Below are 24,644 nucleotides of genomic sequence, written 5' to 3' on the forward strand. Positions count from 1 at the left end.
CGGCAGGATTTTTCACTGCTGAACCGGCTGCGCCGCCATACTGACGATATAAAATAGCCATGCCTGCCGGCCGCGTTTGAGCGCACGGCAGCCTTGGCGACACCGATACCCAGACACCATACCGACCCAAGAGCCGCACCCCATGACTTCTACCCTGCCCTTTTTGCCATTTTCCAAACCCACCATCGACGAAGCGACCATCGCCGCCGTCGGCGAAGTGCTGCGCTCGGGCTGGATCACCAGCGGCCCGAAAGTGCAGGCCTTCGAAGCCCAGCTGTCCGAGTATTTCGGCGGGCGTCCCGTACGCACCTTCAATTCGGGCACGTGCACCATGGAAATCGCGCTGCGCATCGCCGGCATCGGCCCCGGCGACGAAGTCATCACCACGCCCGTGTCGTGGGTAGCGACGGCCAACGTCATCATCGAAGTGGGCGCCACGCCCGTGTTTGCCGACATCGACCCCGTCACGCGCAATATCGACCTCGACAAACTGGAAGCGGCCATCACCGCGCGGACGAAAGCGATCATCCCCGTCTACCTGTCCGGCTTGCCCGTCGACATGGACCGCCTGTACGCGATTGCTGAAAAATACAATCTGCGGGTCGTGGAAGACGCGGCGCAAGCGTTCGGCTCCACGTGGAAGGGCAAGCGCATCGGCGCGTTTGGCGACTTCGTCTCGTTCAGCTTCCAGGCCAACAAGAACATCACCACGGGCGAAGGCGGCTGCCTCGTCCTGAACAACCTGGAAGAAGCGAAGCTGGCCGAGAAATACCGGCTGCAGGGTGTCACGCGTAGCGGCGTCGACGGCATCGATGTCGACGTGCTGGGCGGCAAATACAACATGAGCGACATCATGGCCGCCATCGGCCTGGGCCAGTTCGCCAATATCGACGCCATCACAGCCCACCGCCGCGCGCTGGCGCGCCATTACTTTGAGCAATTCGGCAGCGACTTCGAAGCGCAGAGCGGTGCCCAGCTGCCCGTGCAGGATTTTGAAAACAGCAACTGGCACCTGTTCCAGATTATCCTGCCCGACAACGGCCCCGGCACGCGCGCCGCGTTCATGCAGCAAATGGCACAACAAAACGTGGGAACGGGCTATCATTACGCACCGATCCACCTGTTTACCATGTACCGCGAACGCGGCTTTACCGAGGGCATGTTCCCTGTCTCGGAAAAGATCGGCCGCCTGACCGTGACCTTGCCGATGTTCTACGCCATGACGACACAGGATGTGGAACGCGCCGTCGCCACCGTCAAATCCATTCTCATCAAATGAGCAGCGCGCCGATGAAACCTGAACTGTCCGTTATCATTCCGATCTACAACGAACAGGATGGCCTGGCCAGCCTGTTCGCCCGCCTGTATCCGGCCCTCGATGCCTTGCAGACGAGCTACGAGATCATCTTCATCAACGATGGCAGCCGCGACAATTCGGTGGCCATCCTGGCGGAACAGTTCCGCCAGCGCCCCGACGTCACGCGCGTCGTCTTGTTCAACGGTAATTATGGCCAGCACATGGCCATCCTGGCCGGTTTTGAAGCGTCGCGCGGGCAGATCATGGTCACGCTCGACGCCGACCTGCAGAATCCGCCCGAAGAAATCGGCAACCTCGTGGCGAAGATGCGCGAAGGCTACGATTACGTGGGCTCGATCCGGCGCAAGCGGCAAGATTCCGCCTGGCGCACGCTGGCCTCGAAGATGATGAACCGGCTGCGCGAGCGCATCACCAACATCAAGATCACGGACCAGGGCAATATGCTGCGCGCGTATGGCCGCAACGTGATCGACCTGGTCAACCAGTGCGCCGAAGTCAACACCTTCGTGCCCGCCCTGGCCTACACGTTTGCCCGCAAGCCCACGGAAATTACCGTCGAGCACGAGGAACGGGCAGCCGGCGAGTCGAAATACTCGCTGTACAGCCTGATCCGCCTCAATTTCGACCTGGTCACGGGCTTTTCGCTGATACCCCTGCAAATCTTTTCGATGCTGGGCATGCTGCTGTCATTCAGCTCGGCCGTGCTGGTGATCTATCTGCTGGCGCGCCGCTTCCTGTTCGGCGCCGAGGCGCAGGGCGTGTTCACCCTGTTCGCCATCGCCTTCTTCCTGATGGGCGTGATCCTGTTCGGCATCGGCCTCGTGGGCGAATACGTGGGACGCATCTTCCAGCAAGTGCGGGCCCGTCCCCGCTACGTGGTGCAAACCATCTTGCAGGACGGCATGGCCCAGGCGGAAGCCGAGGCGCCATCGCACGTGCGCCTGGAAAAACGCCAGGTGGGCCGCTGATGGGCGCCCCGCGCGCCGTCGTCTTCGGCTACCACAATGTGGGCGTGCGCTGCATCAAGGTGCTGCTGGCCGGCGGCGTCGATATCTCCCTCGTCGTCACACACGAAGACAGCCCCACGGAAAACCTGTGGTTCGAATCCGTCGCCAGCCTGTGCCAGGCTGAAGGCATCCCCTACATCACGCCCTCGGACGCGCGCGCGCCCGAGCTGCTGGCGCAGGTGCGGGGGGCAACACCGGACATGCTGTTCAGCTTTTACTACCGCCACATGCTGCCGGCCAGCATCCTGGAAGTCGCGCCCGCCTACAATATGCACGGTTCGCTGCTACCGCAGTTCCGCGGCCGCGCGCCCGTCAACTGGGCCGTGCTGCATGGCGCCCCGCAAACGGGCGCCACCCTGCATGAAATGACGGTCAAGCCCGATGCCGGCGCCATCGTCGCGCAAACGGCCGTGCCCATCCTGCCCGACGACACGGCCTTCGAAGTCTTCGGCAAGGTCACCGTGGCGGCGGAGCAAACCTTGTGGAACGTGCTGCCGGCCTTGCTGGACGGCACGGCGCCGCGCCAGCTCAACGATTTGCGCCAGGGCGGCTACTTTGGCGGACGTACGCCGGAAGACGGCCGCATCGACTGGAAGTTACCGGCGCAGCAGGTCTACAACCTGCACCGGGCCGTCGCGCCGCCCTATCCCGGCGCGTTCACCGAAGTCAACAATGTTATTTACACCATCGAAACAGCCCGTTTAAGCAAGCATTCAGCAGGAAGTTTGCCACCGGGCTTGGCGGTAGTGGATAATTGCATCTTTGGCGTCTGCGGAGACGGCCACATGCTGGCCATTTCCGCGCTGAGGGCTGCCGGGGAGCCGGTTTCGGCTCAGCAATTGCAAGCAAGTCTGACCACCCGCGTCAGCACACACTGATATCACACAAGAGAATCTCACATGAAAAAAGTCCTCATCTTAGGCGTCAACGGCTTCATCGGCCACCACCTGTCCAAGCGCATCCTGGAAACCACCGACTGGCATGTCTACGGCATGGACATGAACACGGACCGCATCACGGAATTGCTGGAAGATGACAACTACAAGTCGCGCATGCACTTCTTCGAAGGCGACATCACAATCAACAAGGAATGGGTCGAGTACCACGTCAAGAAGTGCGACGTGATCCTGCCGCTGGTGGCCATCGCCACGCCATCGACCTATGTCAAGCAGCCGCTGCGCGTCTTCGAACTGGACTTCGAAGCCAACCTGCCTATCGTCCGCTCGGCCGCCAAGTACGGCAAGCACCTGGTCTTCCCGTCGACCTCGGAAGTGTATGGCATGTGCCATGACGAGGAATTCGATCCGGAAAATTCGGAACTGATCTGCGGCCCGATCAACAAGCCGCGCTGGATCTATTCGAACGCCAAGCAGCTGATGGACCGCGTGATCTGGGGCTACGGCATGGAAGGCTTGAACTTCACCCTGTTCCGTCCATTCAACTGGATCGGCGCGGGTCTGGACTCGATCCACACGCCAAAAGAAGGTTCCTCGCGCGTGGTGACGCAATTCTTCGGCCATATCGTGCGCGGCGAAAACATCTCGCTGGTGGACGGCGGCGCGCAAAAACGCGCGTTCACCTACATCGACGACGGCATCGATGCGCTGATGCGCATCATCGCCAACAAGAACGGCATCGCCAGCGGCAAGATCTACAACATTGGCAATCCGACCAATAACTATTCGATCCGCGACCTGGCCGGCATGATGCTGACCCTGGCCGCCGAGTACCCGGAATACGCCGAAGGCGCGAAACACGTGAACATCGTGGAAACGACCTCGGGCGCCTACTACGGTGCCGGCTACCAGGACGTGCAAAACCGCGTGCCGAAAATCACGAATACCTGCGAAGAGCTGGGCTGGGCACCGACCACCACCATGGCCGATTCCCTGCGCAATATTTTCGACGCCTACCGCAGCCAGGTAGCCCAAGCCAAAGCCCTGATGGATTAATGTTGAGCAAGCCGTTCCTGACCCTGAAAATCGACGTCGATACCTATCGCGGCACCCGTGAAGGCATGGGCAATCTGGTGCGCATACTGGCCGCGCACCAGGCCAAGGCCACCTTTCTGTTCTCGCTGGGCCCAGACCACACGGGCTGGGCCCTGCGGCGCGCCTTGCGGCCCGGCTTTTTCAGCAAGGTGTCGCGCACGTCGGTAGTCGAGCACTACGGCTTGAAAACATTGATGTACGGCACCTTGCTGCCGGGACCCGATATCGGCAAGCAATGCGCGGCGCAATTGCGCGCCGTGCGCGATGCCGGTTTCGAGTGCGGCATCCACACCTGGGATCACACCCTGTGGCAAGACAACGTGGCCAAGCGCAACGCCGCCTGGACCATCAACATGATGCGCAAGGCCGCCAACCGCTACGAACAGGTGTTTGGCACCAAGCCGCACACGCACGGCGCGGCCGGCTGGCAAATGAACGTCAGCGCCTTTGTCGAGCACGACACGGCCGGCTACCGCTTTGCCTCAGATGGCCGCGCCATGCTCGACGCGCGCGGCGCCATGGCGCAGCCGTCGCAAGGCCCGCACCGCGTGCGCAACGGCAACACCATCCTGCAATGCGTGCAACTGCCGACCACGCTGCCCACCTTGGACGAACTGCTGGGTTGTGAAATCGACGGCAAACTGATCACCACCGGCAACGTTGCCGCGCATATATTGTCGCTGACGGCGGATAATCCCCGCGATCACGTGTATACCTTGCATGCGGAACTTGAAGGACAGAAACTCGCCCCCATTTTCGAACAACTGCTGGCTGGCTGGAAAGCCCAGGGCTACCGGTTTGCAGCGATGGGCGATTACTATGAAAAGATAAAAGATGCGGACTTGCCCGTTTGCCCCATCACCTGGGATGAGTTGCCCGGGCGTTCGGGACGCCTGATTGTGCAGGGCAAAGCGGCCTGAATGCTGTATTGTTGCACCTGGATGCGTTGCCAGATTAAAAACCAGCGCTGATGATCACCGTTCAGGAGAGAACCTGTGGCTGATAGCCAATCCCTCGTTAGCATACCCGACTTTAGCGCCGCCATGACCAGCGGCAAAACCTTTCAGTTGCTGGGCCGCCCGGCCAAGGCCACCGTGCTGTTTTTCTATCCGAAGGACAACACCCCTGGCTGCACCACGGAAAACATCGCTTTCCGCGATGCGTATCCGCAATTCGTCGCCGCCGGCGTGGAAATCTATGGCATCAGCCGCGATTCCCTGCGCTCGCACGAAAGCTTCAAGGCCAAGCTCGAGCTGCCATTCGAGCTCATTTCCGACCCGGACGAAGCCGTTTGCCTGCTGTTTAACGTCATGAAGATGAAACAGATGTACGGCAAGACGGTCCGCGGCGTCGAGCGCAGTACGTTTGTGATTGACGCCCAGGGCCGATTGGTGAAAGAATGGAGAGGCGTGAAGGTCGCAACTCACGTGGAAGAAGTGCTGGAATTCGTAGCGCATCTGAATTGATCGTCCATGTTGATCCAATGCGTGTTGTCGGCTTCCAGCGAGCCTGGTTCAACCGCAGTTCAGTTCACGGTACCTATCGCCATTTTGAGTCAACGAAGCGCCTCCATCCACTCCGCCAGGCGGGCCAGCAGCCCGCCGATGGCGTCCATGACCGGCCATGCTGCCGGCCTTCCGGCAGTTTCTCGTCCTGTAGCATTGTTGTTCCCCTCGCATCCCCCCATGAGAAGTGCCGCCAGAAGCTGGCTGCCCATGGGAGATTCATTCCAGAAATTTTTTGATTGAGATCCTGATGCCACTGCCAAAATTACCGAGCAAGCCAGCCACCATCCTGGCCACCCAAGATTACCCAACCGCAGGCGCAGCGCGCCCGGCCACCAAAACCCCGGCAGCCAAGAAAGTGGCTGCACCGATCATTGAAGCGGCGATCGCCGAAGTTGCCAAACCGGTCCGCAATGCGGCCACGAAGATCAAGCAAGTGGCGGCCCTGATGGTCGCCAAGCCAGCAGCGCCTGCACCTGCGCCTGTTGCGGCCACGCCTGCCGCCGTTGCTGCGCCCGCAGCGAAAGCCAAGCCGGCGGCAAAAGGCAAGGTCACGCCGATCAAGCCCCTCAAGCAAGCCGAGCAACCGCATCCGGCCAAGCACAAGCCTGTGGAAGTGCAGCTCAAATCGTCCGCCAGCCGGGCCGCCGACCAGCGCGGCATCAGCAAGCTGTTCGTGCTCGACACGAACGTGCTGATGCATGATCCATCGTCGCTGTTCCGCTTCGAGGAACACGACGTGTACCTGCCGATGATGACCCTGGAAGAGCTGGACAACCATAAAAAGGGCATGACGGAAGTGGCGCGCAATGCACGCCAGGTCTCGCGCACGCTTGACGCCCTGATCAGCAACACGGACGACGACGCCATCGAACACGGCATCCTGCTGTCCAAGCTGGGCAACAAGGATGCCAAGGGCCGCCTGTTCTTCCAGACGCGCTTGCAAAGCGCCGACTTGCCGGCTGGCTTGCCAGTGGGCAAGGCCGACAACCAGATCCTCGCCGTCGTGCGCTCGCTCGAGTCGGAGCAGGAAGGCCGCCCCGTCGTGCTGGTGTCGAAAGACATCAACATGCGCATCAAGGCGCGCGCCCTGGGCTTGCCGGCCGAAGATTACTTCAACGACCATGTGCTGGAAGACACGGACTTGCTGTATTCGGGCATCGTGCAATTGCCGGACGACTTCTGGAACAAGCATGGCAAGGACATGGAATCGTGGCAGGAAAGCAAGAACGGCTACAGCTCCACGTTCTACCGTGTGACGGGCCCGTTCATTCCATCCTTGCTGGTCAACCAGTTCATCTATCTGGAACCGAAAAACGGCGAAGCGCCGTTCTATGGCCAGGTGAAACAGATCAACGGCAAGACGGCCGTGCTGCAAACCCTGCGCGACTTCAGCCACACGAAGAACAATGTGTGGGGCGTGACGGCGCGCAACCGCGAACAGAATTTCGCGCTGAACTTGCTGATGAATCCGGAATGCGACTTCGTCACCCTGCTGGGCCAGGCCGGTACCGGCAAGACCCTGCTGGCCCTGGCCGCCGGCCTGGCGCAAGTGCTGGAAACCAAGCTCTACAACGAGATCATCGTCACCCGCGTCACGGTGCCGGTAGGCGAAGACATCGGTTTCCTGCCAGGCACGGAAGAAGAAAAGATGTCGCCATGGATGGGCGCCTTCGACGACAACCTGGAAGTGCTGAACAAGTCCGACTCCGATGGCGGCGAATGGGGCCGTGCGGCAACGCAAGACCTGATCCGCTCGCGCATCAAGATCAAGTCGCTCAACTTCATGCGCGGCCGCACGTTCGTGAACAAGTTCCTCATCATCGATGAAGCGCAGAACTTGACGCCGAAACAAGTCAAGACCCTCGTCACGCGCGCCGGTCCCGGCACGAAGATCCTGTGCCTGGGCAACATCGCACAGATCGACACGCCATACCTGACGGAAGGCTCGAGCGGCCTGACCTACGTGGTCGACCGCTTCAAGGGCTGGACCCACAGCGGCCACGTCACCCTGGCCCGCGGCGAGCGTTCGCGCCTGGCGGACCACGCCAGCGAAGTGCTGTAAGTGTTAGCGGGCGGCGCAAGCTGCCCAGTCATTCGAAGCCCCGGCTGCAGCGATGCGACCGGGGCTTTTTTCATGTGCGCAACTTTTCTTGACGGTATGTTCTAATACCGCTCCTTTCATTCAGGACACCCTATCCGATGCACCCCGCCTTTCAGTTGTTGCTCTGCTTCATACTCTTCATGCTCATCCACATTTCCATCATGGCCGCGTGCGCCCGCGCATTGGGCATCACCGTGCGCGGCATCAGCTACGGCGTGGGGCCGACCCTGCTGACCGTGGGGAAAGTGCACGTCAAGCTGCTGCCGCTGGCCGGCAATGTGGTGCTGAAAGATACGCGCGCGGAAACCTTGTATGACGATGATCGCTGCCTGGACGCCTATAACTTCCAGCCGCTGTGGAAGCAGGTGCTGCTGCCATTGAGCGGCGTGGGGGTGCTTCTGGCCTTGTCGCTGGGCATCATGGGAGCCTCGGGCTGGGAGCGCTTTGTCGCTACCTTCGGACAAATCATCCACGGCGCGCTGGCACCGTTGTCGACGGCGCAGGCATTGCTGGGTGATGGAGAAAGCTTTGCACGCACGCACGGCTTTGCGCTCGTGTTCGCCCTGTTCTCATTGAAACTGTGCGCGTTCAACCTGCTGCCGTTTGCCGGCTTGAACGGGGGCCAGGCGCTGCTGGCCATCGCGCGCGGCGGCAAGCCGTATGTGGCGTGGGAAGAGTCTGTGGCGAAGTGGTTATTGCTGCCGGGGCTGGCTATCTTGCTGGCATGGGTGGCAGCGTTCGGCTGGTATGGCTGGAAAATCATGGCTGCCTAGGCCGCTGACGCTATTATTTTTTGGACACTTGTCGTATGCTCGCACCACCGTCTTGACGCCCCCGGTAAAGGAGTTGGCATTTTCTCATTCGACACTTGCGGCAAACGCCTGGCCCTGTGGGCCATTCGCGCCTACCAGCGCTACCTGTCCCCATGGAAGGGTTTTTCCTGCGCCTACCGCGTGCTGACGGGGCGCGACAGCTGCTCCGCCTATGGCTACCGGATGATTGAACGTCATGGCTTGCGCACGGGCCTGCCCCTGTTGCAACGCCGCTTGCGCGCCTGCGGCGAACGGCATCGCCAGCACCTCGCGCTGCATCCGCAGGCACGACGCAGCGGCAGACATCTGGCCCAGGCAGGCTTTTGCGATTGCGACATCCCGTCGCCGGACTGCCACCATTGTTCCTGCAACCCATGCGACTTGCTCGATTGCGACTGGCCCCGACGGAAAAAGAAACAGTAATTTCAGTAGTTATGTGAATTTAAATTACAAATGAAATATTCATTCATGAAATGAATAATACCCATTATTACTGTGAATTGGCCTGAAGCGAAGCGGCGGCCTATACTCAAGCCATCTCCCCTACTCTGCTTCCCATGCACACCCTGCTCAGCCCGCATATATCGCGGGCTTTTTGTTCCCGGCCATTGCCGTTCCGTCTTACCCCTTTTAACCATCACCGGGCGCGCCGTTCCCCGCCAGCCAGCTCCCAAACGGGGAGCACAACATGATCGTGCGCGAGCGTCCATCGGCGCTACGGCTGTTCCTCGTGGTGCGCGGTTCCGTCCTGCCGCGCATCCGCATCACGCTCATCGTCAACACCCTGATCGCCACGCTCGTCACCTGGTGCCACGGCACCCTGTTCGACCACAAGGTCATCCTCACCACCATCCCGTTTACCCTGATCGGCTTGCCGCTGGCCATCTTCCTGGGCTTTCGCAACACGGCCGCCTACGACCGCTACTGGGAAGCGCGCAAGCTGTGGGGCGAACTGGTCTTGCGCAGCCGTAATTTCTCGCGCCAGTGCCAGACGATGATACGCGGCGACACGCCGGCCCACGCCAGGCTGGGCCTGGAAGACGTGCGCGTGCGCATGATTTACCGCACCATCGCCTTTTGCCACGCCTTGCGCCACCAGTTGCGCGACACGCGCGGGCCGGCCGACTTGCAGACGCTGCTGCGTCCGGCCGAATGGGACGCGGCCTGCAAGGCGGCGAACCCGTCCGACTACCTGATGCTGCAGATGGGCCACGACCTGGCCGACTGCGTCCGGCAGGGCCGTATCGACAGCATCCTGGCCACGCAGATCGATAACACGGTCTCGGCCATGGTGGCGGCGGGCGCTTCGTGCGAACGCATCCGCAGCACGCCGATCCCGTTCTCGTATTCGCTGCTGCTGCACCGCACGGCGTATCTGTACTGTTTCCTGCTGCCCTTCGGCCTCGTCGATTCGCTCGGATTCATGACGCCGTTCGTCGTCGCCATCGTCGCCTACACCTTCTTTGGCCTCGACGCGCTGGGCGACGAGATAGAGGAACCGTTCGGCGAGGATGCCAACGATCTGCCTCTGTCGGCCATGTGCCGCGCCATCGACATCAGCTTGCGCGAATCCGTGCAGGACGACAAGGTGCCGCCGCCCATGCAAGCCGTCGATTTCCTGCTGAATTGACCCGTAGGGCAGCTTTCCCCTTGACCTTACCATCGGGGGAAGGCTTACAGTGGACACACTTAACCATTGAAGGAGTGCTTGCCATGTATCAGTTACAAGTTGAAAACATGAGCTGCGGCCATTGCGTCGGCTCGGTCACGAAAGCGGTGCAAGCCATCGATCCGCAAGCCCAGGTGCAGATCGACCTGGCCAGCAAACGCGTCACGGTGGAATCGCCCGCCGAACTGGGCGCCATCAGCGCGGCCATCGTGGAGGCGGGCTTTCCCGTCACCAGCGCGCAATAACAGCCACAGCAGCGTCACGACAGCCGGCCCTTGCGCCGGCTGTTTTTTTATCCATCCAGTTCAGGATAATGGCGGAAGATGCCTTCCTCGTTGAAGGGTATCCTGCGCTTCGACCTCAGGTAGCGGGCAATATTCGGCAGCGCCGCCACCATATCGTGCAGCGCAAACAAGGCAGGATACTGCGGCGCCAGGCGCGCCATGGCTTGCGGAAACGCATACTGCAGGCCAGCCAGCATCTGAAACAGCGACAGGTCGCCATACGTGAGCCTGGCGCCCACCAGATACTGGCCGCGGCTGTTCAGCAACACTTGCGTGAAATAATCGAGAAACTTGGGTAAACGTGTTTGGCGGAAATCCGCGCTGCGCAGCATGGCCGCCTGCTTTTGCTCTTCGTAATATTGATTCATCGACAGCGGATGGTGCGTGTCGTGCACTTCCGTCAGCCAGTCGGCCATCGTCAGCTGCAGCTGGTTCAGCCACAAACGGCCACTTTCCGCGCGCGGCGCCAGGCCCAGGCGCCGGCCCAGGTAAAAAAGGATATTCGTCGTCTGGCCGATCAGCAGCTCGCCATCGCGCAGCACAGGCGGGGCGTAGGCGGCCTGTGGCGTGCTGCCGCCGTCGAGGCAGGCCAGCATGGCGGGAACGCCTTGCCCCTTGCGCTCAGGCAAACGGGCGACATCGCGGTACTCGGCGCCCGCCTCTTCCAGGGCCAGCCGAATGAATTCGCCACGCCCCTGTATCGTGGGCCAATAGTACAGTTCATACGCCATATGCACCTCCGTTGACTTACATCAAGGGCAACATGCTTTCGCTTCCTTGTCGCCGGCCAGCCCCAGGCTTTGCAGGATGGGGCAATCAGGCTTGTCGTCGCCGTGGCACGATTGCGCCAGGTGGGCCAGGGTATCGCGCATTTCCGTCAGCTCGGCGATGCGCTGATTCAAGTCCGCCACGTGGGCCAGGGCGATGCCTTTTACGTCCGCGCTGGCGCGCTGATCGTTTTGCCACAGCGACAGCAGTTCGCGGATCTGCTCGAGCGAAAAACCCAGGCCCCGCCCGCGCTTGATGAAACGCAGCGCGTGCAAGTCGTTCGGCGTGTAGATGCGGTAACCGGCGTCGCTGCGCGCGCTGGGTTTTAACAAAGTAATGCTTTCATAGTAGCGTATCATTTTTGCCGATACGCCCGTTTCGCTTGCCGCCTGGCCGATATTCATCCTATGACTCCTTGGTATGCGCACTGCGGGCTTTCCAGCGGCGCAGCAACAGGGCATTGCTGATCACGCTGACGGAACTGAAGGCCATCGCCGCGCCCGCCACCATGGGGTTGAGCAGGCCGAAGGCGGCCAGCGGAATGCCGATCAGGTTATAAATGAAGGCCCAGAACAGATTCTGCCGTATCTTGCTGTACGTGCGGCGCGAGATATCGATGGCATCCGCCACCAGGGCCGGATCGCCGCGCATCAGGGTGATGCCAGCCGCATGCATGGCCACGTCCGTGCCCGTCGACATGGCGATGCCTACGTCGGCGGCCGCCAGCGCGGGCGCGTCGTTGATGCCGTCGCCCACCATGGCCACTTTCGCGCCCTCGCCTTTCAGCGCGACGATTTTAGCGGTTTTATCGGCCGGCAGCATTTTCGCCGCCACCGTGTCGATGCCCAGCAGCTTGCCGACGGCGTCCGCGCTGCCCTGGTTATCTCCTGTCAACATCACCGTCTGGATGCCGAGGCTATGCAGATGGGCGATGGCCGCCTGCGCGTTCGGCTTGACCTGGTCGGAAAAGGCGAACAGACCCAACAGTTCCGTGCCCGAGGCCAGCCACGAGATCGTGTTGCCCGTGTTCTCCAGCGACAAAGCCTGTTCCGCCAGCGGCGCCATGTCCACGTTCAATTCCTGCATCAACCGCGTGCTGCCCAGTTTCAATTCCAAGCCATCGACGTGGGCCGCCAGGCCGCGGCCCGGCAAGGCCGACAGGCCCGTGGCTGGCAACGGTTCGATGTGGCGCGCGGCCGCCGCGTCGAGTACGGCCGTCGCCAGGCTGTGCTCGCTGCCACGCTGGATGCTGGCCGCCAGCTGCAACAGGCGGGCATCGTCGATGCCGTGTGCATGCAGGGCCGCCAGCGCAGGTTTGCCGATGGTCAAGGTGCCCGTCTTGTCGAACACGACGGTATTGACGGCATGCGCCACTTCCAGCGCTTCCGCATCCTTGATCAGGATGCCGTAGCGGGCAGCGACACCCGTGCCGGCCATGATGGCCGTCGGCGTGGCCAGGCCCAGCGCGCAGGGGCAGGCGATGACCAGCACGGCCACGGCGTTGATAATGGCGTTCTCCAGCTCGCCAGTGGCGAACCACCAGCCCAGCATGGTCAGCAGCGCCAGCACCAGCACCACGGGCACGAAGATCGCGCTGACCTTGTCGACCAGATGCTGGATCGGCGCCTTGGCCGCCTGTGCATCTTCCACCAGGCGGATGATGCGCGACAAGGTCGTCTCGCCGCCCACCGCTTGCGTGCGCACCAGCAATAAACCATCGGCATTGATGGCGCCGCCCGTGACCTTGTCGCCCGGATGCTTATCGACCGGCAAGCTTTCTCCCGTGATCAGCGACTCGTTGATCTGGCTGGCGCCCTCCACCACCACGCCATCGACGGCCACCCGCTCGCCGGGACGGATGACCACCAGGTCGCCCACTTTTACTTGTTCCACGGGCAAGTCGATTTCCACGCCGTCGCGGCGCACGCGGGCCGATTCCGGACGCAAGACTTGCAGCGCGCGGATGGCGGAAGCCGTCTGGCGCTTGGCGCGGCTTTCCAGCCATTTGCCCAACAACACCAAAGTGATGACGACGGCCGATGCTTCAAAGTACAGGTGCGGCAGCATTTCGCCCGCCGTCAGCCATTGGTAGACGGACAAGCCATACGCGGCGCTCGTGCCCAGTGCGACGAGCAGATCCATATTGCCGCTGCCGGCGCGGGCCGCCTTCCAGCCCGCCTTGTAGAAACGCGCGCCAAAGTAAAACTGCACGGGCGTGGCCAGCGCGAATTGCAGCCAGCCTGGCAGCATCAAATGGATGCCGGCCCACTCGAGCAGCATCGGCAGCATCAAGGGGAAGGCCAGCACGGCCGCGAACGCCACTTTCATGCCATCGCGGTTGGGTGCGGCAGCGGGCGCGCTGGCTTGACTGGCGGCGGGCACGGTGGCTGCATAGCCGGCCTTGTCGATGGCGGCGATCAGGGTGCCCGCTTCCAGGCCACCCGTCACCTTGATGCGCGCGCTTTCCGTCGCCAGGTTGACGCTGGCGCCCAGCACGCCCGGCACCTTCAGCAGGGCTTTTTCCACCCGGCCCACGCAAGAGGCGCACGTCATGCCGGCGATGTTCAGGTCGATTTCGCGCTGCGCTACCGTGTAGCCGGCCTTTTCCACGGCTGCCTGCAAGGTGGCCAGTGGAATCGGCGTGTCGGAACTGATTTTGGCCACTTCGGTGGCCAGGTTGACGCTGGCCTGGGTCACGCCGGGCACGGCGGCCAGGGCCTTTTCCACGCGGCCCACGCACGAGGCGCAGCTCATGCCTTCGATGGCCAGCGCCTGCGCATGCGCGGCGGCGGGAGGGGAAGTGGCGGGAGCGAGTGCACTCTGGTTCATGGCAGATCCTGTCCGAAAGATTAACGAATAAGGTCAGGATCTGCTATCCAACGATGGGAAGGTCAAGCCCTATTTTCATGGGTTTCCCGGGCTTGCGTGAAAAACCTAGCGCACCACGCAATCGATGGCGGCAGGCTTGCTGCCGCCTGCAGAACCGCCGCCGCTTGAGGACGATGGCACAAAGGCAGCTGGTGGCGTGAACTTTATGCCAGGATTGACGGGCAGCAGCGCGGGCGGCTGCTGGAAGTTGGGCGTAAAACCGAACTGGCCCGGGGCAAAGTTGAGCGTGCCCGCAGGATTGGTGACATGAATCATGCCATCGAGCACCTGCACATACAAACCTGGCAGGCCAGCCTTGGGCGCCGCTGGCCCGCCAGGTGCCGCCGGCGGCACGTAGCTGGCAATGAAGGTGGTGCCACGGATGCCGATGGTGGCCGCCGGCGTCTTCATCTCGAAGCGCTCCTTGTTGCGCTTGCCCAGCAGGCCCGTGACGGAGCGCAAGCCGCCCTTGAGCAAGCTGAAGATGGCATGGTCGCCATCGGGCTGCTCGGCCGTGTAGCTGAATTGCTCGATCACGAAACTGGTATTCGGTTTCAGGATGATTTCGCTATTGTCGATCAGCTTGATCAAGGCATAGGTTTCCTTTTCCGTCAGCAAGGTGTCACCCTGCTCGACCTCGGACTTGATAGCCAGGATTTTCACCTTGCCGTCCATCTTCTTGGCCATCAGCGGACCACTCAATTGCATGACGGTACCGGCCACCTGCCCCGCCCAGGCGTGTGCGCCCACGCACATCAGGGCCAGCCACAGCAAGGCCTTAATTGCAGTACATTTTTTTAGCGGCATCATCGAATTTGTATCCTGTAGGTTTATCTGTGGCATCGGCAACATCCTTGCTGTCTTTCTTCTTGTCGTCCGGCTTGGCTGGCGGCGTGGACACGAGCACATCATTGGCACGGTCGGCCTGCTTGATGATGCGCAAGGCGTCGTCGATGGCGGCGTTCGTGGCGGCGTCGATCACGGGTTTGTCGATGGTCGTCGCTGGCAGGAAGATGGCATCCGCCATGCTCACCGCGCCATTCGGCGCCAGCAGGGTCACGCCGCTGCGCTGGCGGTTGACGCGCACGCCCGCGTCACCCGTGATGCTGCCTGTTTTCGCCAGCACGCTCAGGCTGCCCGCTGCCGGCAAGGTAAAACTTGCCGTGTCCGCAAAGCGCACACTGGCGCCCGCGCTGGCGCTGAAATTGCCGCCGCTGACGATATGCGCATTGCCGCCGACGCGGATGTCTCCGCCAGCCACCAGGCTGATATCGCGCGCGGCAACCAGCTGCGTGCCATCGCCGAGCAGCACGTCCGTGCTGGCATTGAGCGCGATATCATTGCCCGTGATCTTGCCGTTGACGGTGACGGGGCTGTGCGCCGTCACGCTGACGTTGCCGCCATTCGCATTGATATTGCCAGCGGCGACGCCGCCCGTGTTGTCGATGGCGATATTGCCCGCGCCCGTGACGAGCGTTCCCAAGGTCAAGGTGCCCGGCGCCGAGGTATTGTTCAGCGCAATGCCGCCCGCTGCGCTATTGCTGGCGGTAAAACTGCTTACCTGGTTGCCCGCATTGCCCAGCACGATGCCATCGCGTGCCTGCGCAACCAGGCTACCGGCGCGCAGCGCGCCATCCTGGCCGATGGCGCCGGTCAAGGCGCTCAGCTTTACGTCGTTCGCCGCCACGCTGGCGAAGCGCAAGTCGCCAGCCGCTTGCGTAATGGCCAGCTGGCCTGCCAGCCGGATGGCGCCGGCAGTCTGATTAAAACTGTTGGCCACGAGCAGATTGCCATTGCCGCTCAGCACGCCGCCACCTTGCGCATAGCGGTCCGCCGACAGGCTGCCGTTCAGCAACAAGCTGCCGCCGTTGATTTCCAGGCCGGCCAGGCCGCCCAGCACGGAGCGGTCCAGCGCGCTCTCGCCGAGGGTCAGGCTACCGCCCGTCAACAGCAAGCCCGTCGCCGAGTTCAGGTTTTTCAGGGTGGTGTTGCCGGCCGCCGCGCTGTAGGTGACGATGCCCTTGCTGTTTGTAAAATCGACAGCCAGCACGTTCGCGCCTTCCGGTACGACGCCGCCATCCCAGTTGGCCGCATCGCTCCACAAGCCGTTGCCGCTGCCGACCCAGGTGGACAATTGTTTTTGCGCAATCGATGCCTGCGCCGTGCCGCCCGTCGTTTCCAGGGTGTAGTTGCCCGCATCGGCGCCCGCCAGCCGGAAACCGCTGGCCGTCACCAGTTTTCCGGCACCCGCGTTCTTGTCGGCAAAGCTGCCGCTGCCGCCCACCACGCTGACCAGGTCCTGGCCCAGCACGCCGTTCGCCGACGCGCTGACAGTGGCGGACGTCGTGCCGTCATATACCTTGCCGGCGGCGTTCAAGCCTGACAGGGTCAGGCTGGCGGGCGTGATGCTGGCCAGCAAGCCCGTCGGCAAGACGATAAAGTAATTGCCCGCATCGGCGCCCGTCAATGCCACGCCGCTGAGCTGCACAGCCTTGGCCGTGCCCACGTTCTTGTCCGCAAAGGTGGCTACGGCCGAGGCTATTAAACTGTCGCCGGCGACACGGTCATCGCCCAGACTCAGCTGCGCACCCGTCGTGCCATCGTAGACCTTGTTGCCCGCCACGCCGGACAGGTTCAGCGCGCGCGCGCCGATATCGGCCGTGGTGCTGCCAGCATTGGTGTTCAACACATAGTTGCCCGCGTCAGTGCCGCTCACGCCCACGTTCGTCACCGTGACGGCTTTGCCGGTACCTGCATTCTTGTTGCCAAACGCGGCATTGCCCGCCAGCGTCAGGACATCGCCCTGCACGCGGTCATCGCCAAAGTTCACTTGCGCGCCCGTCGTGCCGTCGTAGGTCTTGTTGATACCGTTAAAACTTACGTTCAAGGTGCGCGCCGTGATGTCGGCCGTGGTGCTGCCAGCATTGGTGTTCAACACATAGTTGCCCGCGTCAGTCCCGCTCACGCCCACGTTCGCCACCATGACAGTTTTGCCGGTGCCCGCATTCTTGTTGCCAAACGCGGCGCTGCCGCTCACGCTCAAGGCGTCTCCCTGCACGCGGTCATCGCCAAAGTTCACTTGCGCACCCGTCGTGCCGTCATAGGTCTTGTTGATGCCGTTAAAACTTACGTTCAAGGTGCGCGCCGCGATGTCGGCCGTGGTGCTGCCCGCATTGGCGTTCAACACATAGTTGCCCGCGTCAGTGCCGCTCACGCCCACGTTCGTCACCGTGACGGCTTTGCCGGTACCCGCGTTCTTGTTGCCAAAGGCCGCATTGCCCGCCAGCGTCAGGACATCGCCCTGCACGCGGTCGTCGCCAAAGTTCACTTGCGCACCGGTCGTGCCGTCGTAGGTCTTGTTAATGCCGTTAAAGCTCACGTTCAGGGTGCGTGCCGTGATGTCGGCCGTGGTGCTGCCAGCATTTCCATTGAGCACATAGTTGCCCGCATCGCCACCGCTCACGCCCACATTGCTTACATTGACAGCCTTGCCGGTACCCGCGTTCTTGTTGCCGAAGGCCGCATTGCCCGCCAGCGTCAGGACATCGCCCTGCACGCGGTCGTCGCCGAAGTTCACTTGCGCACCGGTCGTGCCGTCGTAGGTCTTATTGATACCGTTAAAACTTACGTTCAAGGTGCGCGCCGTGATGTCGGCCGTGGTGCTGCCCGCATTGGCGTTCAACACATAGTTGCCCGCGTCAGTGCCGCTCACGCCCACGTTCGTCACCGTGACGGCTTTGCCGGTACCCGCGTTCTTGTTGCCAAAGGCCGCATTGCCCGCCAGCGTCAGGGCATCGCCCTGCACGCGGTCGTCGCCAAAGCCGACCTGTGCCGCTGTCGTGCCGTCGTAGGTCTTGTTGACGCCATTAAAGCTCACGTTCAGGGTGCGCGCCGCGATGTCGGCCGTTGTGCTGCCCGCATTGGTGTTCAACACATAGTTGCCCGCGTCAGTACCGCTCACGCCCACGTTCGTCACCGTGACGGTTTTGCCGGTACCTGCATTCTTGTTGCCAAACACCGCATTGCCCGCCACCGCCAGAGTATCGCCCTGCACACGGTCGTCGCCGAAGCTCACTTGCGCACCAGTCGTGCCGTCATACGTCTTGTTGATGCCGTTAAAACTCACGTTCAGGGTGCGTGCCGTGATGTCGGCCGTCGTGCTGCCAGCATTTCCATTGAGCACATAGTTGCCCGCATCGGCACCCGTCAGGTGGCCCGTCGCCACCTGGTAATCGACCACTTTGCCAGTACCCGCATTCTTGTCGCGGAAACTGCCCTGCAAGCCGGCCATGCCGACCTGGTCGCCCGTCACGAGGCCTTCGAAATAGCCATTCAGGGCTGCCTGCAAGCCGCCGTCGTAGACGCGGTTTTGCGCGCCCGAGACGCCATAGTTCAGGACGCGCGCCGTGATGGCCGCCGTGCCGTCCGCCGTCGTCGCGGCCAGGCTGTAGTTGCCCAGCTCATTGCCGCTCAGGGTCAGGCCGCTGGCGTGCACGGCCTTGCTGCCGCCCACATTCTTGTCGAGGAAAGCGGCGCTACCGCTGACGCTGATATTGTCGCCCGTCACCAGATTGCCCAGCACGTAACTGGCGCCGTCGTAGCCCAGGGTGCCGTCATAGACCTTGCCATTGCCGCCGATGCTCACCGTCAGCGCGCGCGGCGTGATGGCAAAGGTCGTCGTGCCGCCCAAGGTGATGTCGTATTTGGTCGACCACAGGCCCGTCGCTGCGTAGCTGCCCACGTTGCGCGCGTTGCCGTAGCCAAGGTTGCCATTCACGCCCGTGTCGCCGTCGAGCAATCCCACATAGCCGATCGAACCAAGGAAGGCGGCCAGCTGGCCATCGTAGACCTTGCCCGTGGCATTGCCCGAGAGATTCACTTGCAGCGGCTTCAGGAAAGCCTTCAGCATCGGCGTCGTGTAGCCTTCGTAGATGCGCCACACGCTGCTGAAATTGTAGTCGTTGAAGCTGCCCTGCTGCTGCATTTGCGCCGTGCTGCGGCCGCTGGAGCCGCCGCCATCGATCTGCACCAGCGACGTTTCATAATTGAAAAAACCATAGCTGAACGGGGAACCGGCGGAGACGCGGCCGGCCACCGCACCCACGGCCGCATAGCCATCGCCCGTCACGGCGCCGCTGCTGAAGACATGGCTGACGCTGCCCGTGCTTTCACCAACGAGCCCGCCCATGTTTTCCCTGACCAGGATGGGGTCGGCACTGCCGGCCCGGCCCACGGCGCCGCTGGCGTACGCATCGTCGATAGTGCCGCCGTTCAGGCCCACCAGGCCGCCGATGCTGCGCGCGCCAGTGACATTGCCGGTGGCATACGACTGGCTCAGCGCACCCTGGTTGTTGCCGACCAGGCCGCCAATCATCTCGCGCGCGCCCGTCACCACGCCGGTGGCGTACGAAGTCGCGATGGTAGCGACGGACGCATTCAATCCCGCCAGGCCGCCGATGGCGCCACCGTTGTCGGCATTGACGCCGGTGACGGCGCCGCTGCTGCTGGACATGGTGATGGCGCCGCCGTTGCTGCCCACCAGACCGCCGACATTGCGCTGGCCGCTGACGGCCATGCTGCTGTTCACGCCATCGACGGTGCCGCTGACGACATTGCCCGCCAGCGCGCCCACGTTGGCCGTGCCGGTGACGCTGCCGCCGCTCAGAGTCAGGTTGCGCAAGGTGCCGCCCTGCACGGTGCCAAACAGGCCTGCCGCCGAACCGGACGCCAGGCTGCGGTCGATTTTCAAATTGCTGAGAGTAAATCCGCCGCCATCGAACACGCCGGAAAAACCGCTGCCGCCGCCGGCGATCGGCACAAAGCCCTGGCCGTCGTTCCAGTTCGCGGTGCCGCTGGCGTCGATATTGCCGGCCAGGCGATAGTTGTTGCCCAGCCCCAGGCTGGCGATGCCTTGCAAGCCGTAGATATCGGCGATCAGGTAGGGCGAGGACGCGCCGCCGTCACCGCCGGACGCGCGCAGGAAGCTGCCCTGCGCAATGCCGAAGCCGCGCGCGGAAAACATGGGCAGGCTGGCGCTGTTCTGCACCCAGCGTCCGCCATCGAGCAGGAAGTCGCCCCCTACGCTGACGGCGCCGCTCGCACTGATGTTGCCGCCGGAAGCAAGGGTCAAGCCCCTGGCCACGCTGAGGGGGGCGTTCAGATTGATATTGCCGCCCGTGCGCAGCACAAGCTGGTTCAATTCGCCTTGCGACGCCAGGTCCAGCCCGCCGATGAGATTCACGACTCCGGCAAAACTGTCGCTGCCCACCTGCACCGTGCCGGCGCTGATGGTTTTCAATTCCGCCTCGCTCAGGCCCAGACTGCTGGCATTGTCCGCCGCCCCCGTACCCAGGGTGATGGTGCCCACGCTGGACCGGCGGCTCAGGCTGACGGTGCCGCCCGCCGTGGCCGCTACCGATTGCGCGCCGCCGCCCAGGCTCATATTGTCGGCAACCAGATTGACCGCGCCGGCGGACAGGCCGCCGCCGCTGGCGACCGACAGCAGGCCACCGGCCGTGGCGGCAATGCCGCTGCCATCCTGGCGCAACGCCAGCGTGTTCGATACGAGCACATTGCCGCCGCTTTCGAGCACCAGGTTTTTTACGCCGCCGCCCGGCGCGACCGTCGCCAGATCGACCGCCTGCTCCACCGTCAGGTCACCGCCAGTGGCGCTGCCGATATGCACGCTGCCGGCGGCGATGCGGTTCAGTTCGGCATTTGTCAGGCGCAGGCCGTTACCGGGCTTGTCGCCCAGCACGATCTCCCGTCCCGCCGTGAACGCCTGCATGGTCACCCCGGCATTGCCCGTGGCGCCGCCAACATTGATGGCGCCGTTGATGCTGATGTTGTCCGCCTCCAACAGCACCGTCTGGCCGGTGACACCACTGCCCAGCAGCTGATCGCCGCTGCCCGTCAAATCGATAGCACCACCGGCAACATTCGCGCGCAAGACCAGGTTGCCATTGCCGACATTGACCGAGCCGACGCCGAAAGTGACGCCGGCGCCAGACAGCCGTACGTTGCCATTGCCGCTGTCAAGCGCCGCATTCAGGTTGACGTTCGAGCCGACGCCATAAGCCATGCCTGCGGCCGCATCGTTGGCCGACAGCGTGATATGCCCGCCACTGGTGGTGATGGGCGCATTGACATTGATGATTTCGCCCGCCTGCGCCGTCAAGCCCACGCCTTGCTGCGTGATGTGGATGGCGCTGTTGAAATTGATGCGGTGCAGGGCCTGCAAGGTGACATTGCTGCTGGCGTCGGAAATGAGGTCGGCGCCAATGCTGGTGTTGCCGGTGGACGGAGAGTCGGCGAACTGGTCGACGTCAGTCAGCTGGCCGCCCGCGCCGGCGACCACGGTGATGTCGTACGGATCGAGCAGCCAGTTGCCGCGCTTGCCGCGCGCCGCGTCTGTATTGACGCGGATGCCGTCGACGGCCAGGTAATGGCCGGACGTTTCGACGAAGCCGCCGTCGCCGCCTTGTGCGCCGCCGCGTGCGGAAATGCTGCCGTGCACCTGGGCCGATTCATTGCCCCAGGCGATGACCTTGCCGCCGTTGCCGCTGTCAATCGCATCGGCATGGACACTGGCGTCCTTGCCGACGAGTACTTGCCGCGCATTTTGCACGGCCGCGTTCTTGCCCTGGTAGTCGCCGCCCAGCAAGACCGTGCCGCCGCCCGCAGTGCCGCTGGCATCGACCTTCGCATTGCCCAGCAAACCCACCTGCTCGCCCAGCACCTGGATGTCGCCACCTTTACCCGCCGCGCCCGTGGCGCTGGTGACGCTGCCCGCCTCGAGCAGCGCCTTGCCGCTGGCCTTGAGCACGATCCTGCCGTTCTCGCCGACGACGGCGCTGTTGGCGTTGAGCACGCCGCGCTGGCTGACCAGCGCGCCGGCCATGCCGATGCCGCCGCCCTGGGCGATGATCTGCCCCAGGTTCAGCGCCTGGTCGCCTGGTGCCGAGACCAGCACGCGCAGCTGCGGATTGCCGGGGTCGGCCAGCTGCACGCTGTGCCCGGCCGCCAGGATCACTTCGCCATTTGGCGCCGTGATGATGCCCGTGTTTTCCACGTTCGGCGCGATCAAGAGCACTTGCCCGCCCTTGCCCGCATTGATGGTGCCCGCATTGCCGACGCCGCCGGCCACGCCGCCGGCCGTGAACTGACGCTTGCCGGCCAGGAAATCCTCGTTCGTCATGCCCAGGCTGGACGCGACCAGCCCGTTCACGTCCACTTTCGCGCCCTGGCCGAAGACGATGCCGTTCGGGTTGATCAGGAAGACCTTGCCGTTCGATTCCAGGCTGCCCAGGATCTTGCTGGGGTCTTGTCCCGTGATGCGGTTGAGTACGGCGCTATTGCCGTTTTGCTGGATGAAGCGCGTGATTTCGCCCGCATGGATGGAAAAGCTCTGCCAGTTGATGATGGTGTTGGGCGTGTTCGTGATCGAGAAGATATTGCCCTGCTGGTTGAACGTGGCCTGTCCGTTGACCACCTGCGGCAAGGCGGGGTTGGCCTGCGCGGCGCCGAAGCAGCCGGCCAGCAGCAGCGCCAGCGCCGTGCGGCGCAAAGGCGGCGCAAAGGGCGGCGTCAGGATGAAAGCGGAGGCGGGCGGGACGTGGTTGTGCATGGTGTTCATCCTGATACTAGTAGGCCAAGGCGAGGCGGAAATGCAGGCGGTTGGCGCCCCGCTGTCCCGTGTCGCCGCCATTGACGACATGGGCGTAATCGAGTTGCAGATTGGCGTAGCGGCTCAGCAGCAAACGCAGGCCGAGGCCGCCGCTGCTGATGCCTTGCGACGCGCTTTCGCCGGGCAAGCCATGGTTGCGGCGCAGCCAGGCCGTGTCATAGAACGCCAGCGCGCGGCATTGGTAGCCGAGCGCCTGGCCGCACCAGTTCGGCGTGTACCACTCCAGGTTCAGGTTGACGCCCGAATCATTCGATACCTCGCGCTCGGCAAAGCCGCGCACGGACGCGGCGCCGCCGGCGCCGAACTGCTCGCCCGGCACCAGCGCGTCCGGCGTGACTTGCGCATTGACGAGCGCGCGCCACTGCCAGTCGCCGGCCAGCACGCGCCCCGTGCTGGCACTCAGGCGCAAGGTGTTGTAGGCGGCCTTCGCATGCGCGCGCACCCGGTCGAAATCGGCTTGCGCACCATGCTTGCCGCCAGGGATATTGTGCGCGAAGGTGACCGCCACGCTCGTCTCGCCCGTGGGCAAGGTCCAGTTGCCGATGTAGCTGATGCTGAGCGGATGCACGGTGACGTCGGCGCCCAGTTCCATGCCGAACAGCTGCACGCTGTTGCGGTAAGCCTTGTAATCGATGCCGTACACGAGCTTGGGTTCGAAGTCGCCGCTGCGGGCAAAGTTCTGGTTGTAGCGGATGCCGGCCATGCTGCCCTGGCCGCTGACGGCCAGGTCGAAGATGCCGGCCGAGACGCTGCCCGAATCGACGTTCGAATAGCTGGCGAAAAAGTCCATCGAGTCGCCCAGCGCATACAGCGGCAAATGGTAGCCGGCGCCATACACGCCCACCTTGTCGGGCTTTTCCAGGCTGCTCGTGTACTGCAGGCTGGCCACATGGTCGAGCCCGAACAGGTTGGCATGCTGGAGCACGACGCCCACGTGTGTCTTGCCCGTTTGCGCATTGCCCGTATTGTCCACGTTGAGCATGGCTTTCCACGGCTTTTCATCGGCCACCGTGACGATGGCGTCGATGGCGCCCGCCGGCTCGTCGGCCTGCAGCCGCACTTCGATCTTGCGCGCCGGGTTTTCATTGGCCAGCTTCAGGCTTTGCGACAGGGCCGGCAGGTTCGGCGTCTCGCCTTCACGCAGAGACGGCAAGGCGCGCCGCACGTTGGCCTCATCGGCGTAGATGTTGCCGCTGATGGCGACCTTGCCCAGCGGCGTTTGCAGCACGCTCAGGCGCACCACGTCCCGTTCCAGTTCCTGCTCGGGCAATTGCACCTGCACGGCGCTGTAACCGCGCTCACGGTAGGCCGCTTCCAGCGCCTCGACGGCGCGGGCGATGTCGGAAAAATCGCGCTGCACGCCCGTAAAGGGCGCCAGCAAGGCTTGCACCTGCGCGGACGTGAGCAGGGTATTGCCCTGGACGTCGAAGCGGCGGATTTCGAAGCGCGGCACGCCGTCTTCCTGCGCGGCAGGGGTAGCGTCATCCATGGAAACAGCAGCGCCGGCGGCGCCGACGGCGAACAGCAGCGCGGAACCCGCAAGCAGGTGCACCAAACGATATGTCATGTGAAGGATTTCTTGTGTAACCGGACAAGCGCGCGGCCCGCAGGCGCCTGCATGTCCGACAATGG

The 24,644-nt window shown here is 63.1% G+C and carries 17 protein-coding genes; 11 read left to right on the forward strand and 6 right to left on the reverse strand.

Features of this window, described 5'->3' with window-relative positions:
* The first annotated feature begins 142 nt into the window (after window positions 1-142).
* From AC54AG_RS00330 to AC54AG_RS00380, 11 genes are all read left to right on the forward strand, one after another.
* Window positions 143-1,279, forward strand: a complete 1,137-nt coding sequence (locus tag AC54AG_RS00330) for a DegT/DnrJ/EryC1/StrS family aminotransferase (protein ID WP_034750435.1) — start codon at window positions 143-145, stop codon at window positions 1,277-1,279.
* An 11-nt stretch (window positions 1,280-1,290) separates the two neighbouring features.
* Window positions 1,291-2,286: a glycosyltransferase gene (locus AC54AG_RS00335; RefSeq protein WP_319991044.1), complete on the forward strand. Its 996-nt coding sequence runs from the start codon at window positions 1,291-1,293 to the stop codon at window positions 2,284-2,286.
* Window positions 2,286-3,203 carry a formyltransferase gene (locus AC54AG_RS00340; RefSeq protein ID WP_496629259.1) on the forward strand — a complete coding sequence of 306 codons (918 nt, stop codon included), beginning with the start codon at window positions 2,286-2,288 and terminating at the stop codon, window positions 3,201-3,203. The genes AC54AG_RS00335 and AC54AG_RS00340 overlap by 1 nt, the downstream gene beginning before the upstream one ends.
* A 21-nt stretch (window positions 3,204-3,224) precedes the next feature.
* Window positions 3,225-4,277 (forward strand): bifunctional UDP-4-keto-pentose/UDP-xylose synthase, encoded by a 1,053-nt coding sequence (locus tag AC54AG_RS00345; protein WP_034750441.1) that lies wholly within the window; start codon window positions 3,225-3,227, stop codon window positions 4,275-4,277.
* Complete coding sequence (locus AC54AG_RS00350; protein WP_070305177.1) at window positions 4,277-5,236, forward strand: polysaccharide deacetylase family protein; 960 nt, start codon at window positions 4,277-4,279, stop codon at window positions 5,234-5,236. Before AC54AG_RS00345 ends, AC54AG_RS00350 begins: the two co-directional genes overlap by 1 nt.
* Window positions 5,237-5,311: 75 nt before the next feature.
* The gene (locus tag AC54AG_RS00355; RefSeq protein ID WP_034750445.1) at window positions 5,312-5,782 is read left to right on the forward strand and encodes a peroxiredoxin; all 471 of its coding nucleotides are present in this window, start codon (window positions 5,312-5,314) and stop codon (window positions 5,780-5,782) included.
* 289 nt (window positions 5,783-6,071) lie between these two features.
* Window positions 6,072-7,886 (forward strand): PhoH family protein, encoded by a 1,815-nt coding sequence (locus AC54AG_RS00360; protein ID WP_070305175.1) that lies wholly within the window; start codon window positions 6,072-6,074, stop codon window positions 7,884-7,886.
* 137 nt (window positions 7,887-8,023) lie between these two features.
* On the forward strand, window positions 8,024-8,698 hold the full coding sequence (locus AC54AG_RS00365; RefSeq protein WP_496629260.1) for a site-2 protease family protein: 675 nt from the start codon (window positions 8,024-8,026) through the stop codon (window positions 8,696-8,698).
* A 114-nt stretch (window positions 8,699-8,812) separates the two neighbouring features.
* A complete protein-coding gene (gene yidD / locus AC54AG_RS00370) occupies window positions 8,813-9,160 on the forward strand; it encodes a membrane protein insertion efficiency factor YidD (RefSeq protein ID WP_496629708.1) in 348 nt (115 codons plus the stop codon).
* A gap of 265 nt (window positions 9,161-9,425) precedes the next feature.
* Window positions 9,426-10,367 carry a bestrophin family protein gene (locus tag AC54AG_RS00375; RefSeq protein ID WP_496629261.1) on the forward strand — a complete coding sequence of 314 codons (942 nt, stop codon included), beginning with the start codon at window positions 9,426-9,428 and terminating at the stop codon, window positions 10,365-10,367.
* 83 nt (window positions 10,368-10,450) lie between these two features.
* Window positions 10,451-10,651, forward strand: coding sequence for a heavy-metal-associated domain-containing protein (locus AC54AG_RS00380; RefSeq protein ID WP_034750458.1), 201 nt, complete (start codon window positions 10,451-10,453; stop codon window positions 10,649-10,651).
* A gap of 47 nt (window positions 10,652-10,698) precedes the next feature.
* On the opposite strand, the gene AC54AG_RS00385 is transcribed toward AC54AG_RS00380, so the two are convergent.
* From AC54AG_RS00385 to AC54AG_RS00410, 6 genes are all read right to left on the reverse strand, one after another.
* On the reverse strand, window positions 10,699-11,421 hold the full coding sequence (locus tag AC54AG_RS00385) for a glutathione S-transferase (RefSeq protein ID WP_496629262.1): 723 nt from the start codon (window positions 11,419-11,421) through the stop codon (window positions 10,699-10,701).
* Window positions 11,422-11,442: 21 nt separating this feature from the next.
* A complete protein-coding gene (gene cueR / locus AC54AG_RS00390) occupies window positions 11,443-11,862 on the reverse strand; it encodes a Cu(I)-responsive transcriptional regulator (RefSeq protein ID WP_034750463.1) in 420 nt (139 codons plus the stop codon).
* Window position 11,863: 1 nt separating this feature from the next.
* Window positions 11,864-14,287, reverse strand: coding sequence for a heavy metal translocating P-type ATPase (locus tag AC54AG_RS00395; protein WP_496629263.1), 2,424 nt, complete (start codon window positions 14,285-14,287; stop codon window positions 11,864-11,866).
* A gap of 105 nt (window positions 14,288-14,392) precedes the next feature.
* Window positions 14,393-15,136, reverse strand: a complete 744-nt coding sequence (locus AC54AG_RS00400) for a FecR family protein (RefSeq protein ID WP_496629264.1) — start codon at window positions 15,134-15,136, stop codon at window positions 14,393-14,395.
* Window positions 15,105-22,952: a YDG domain-containing protein gene (locus AC54AG_RS00405; RefSeq protein WP_496629265.1), complete on the reverse strand. Its 7,848-nt coding sequence runs from the start codon at window positions 22,950-22,952 to the stop codon at window positions 15,105-15,107. Before AC54AG_RS00405 ends, AC54AG_RS00400 begins: the two co-directional genes overlap by 32 nt.
* Window positions 22,953-22,968: 16 nt before the next feature.
* Window positions 22,969-24,579 carry a ShlB/FhaC/HecB family hemolysin secretion/activation protein gene (locus AC54AG_RS00410; protein ID WP_331778322.1) on the reverse strand — a complete coding sequence of 537 codons (1,611 nt, stop codon included), beginning with the start codon at window positions 24,577-24,579 and terminating at the stop codon, window positions 22,969-22,971.
* Window positions 24,580-24,644 lie beyond the last annotated feature (65 nt).

It is taken from the genome of Janthinobacterium sp. BCJ23, from assembly GCF_059617945.1.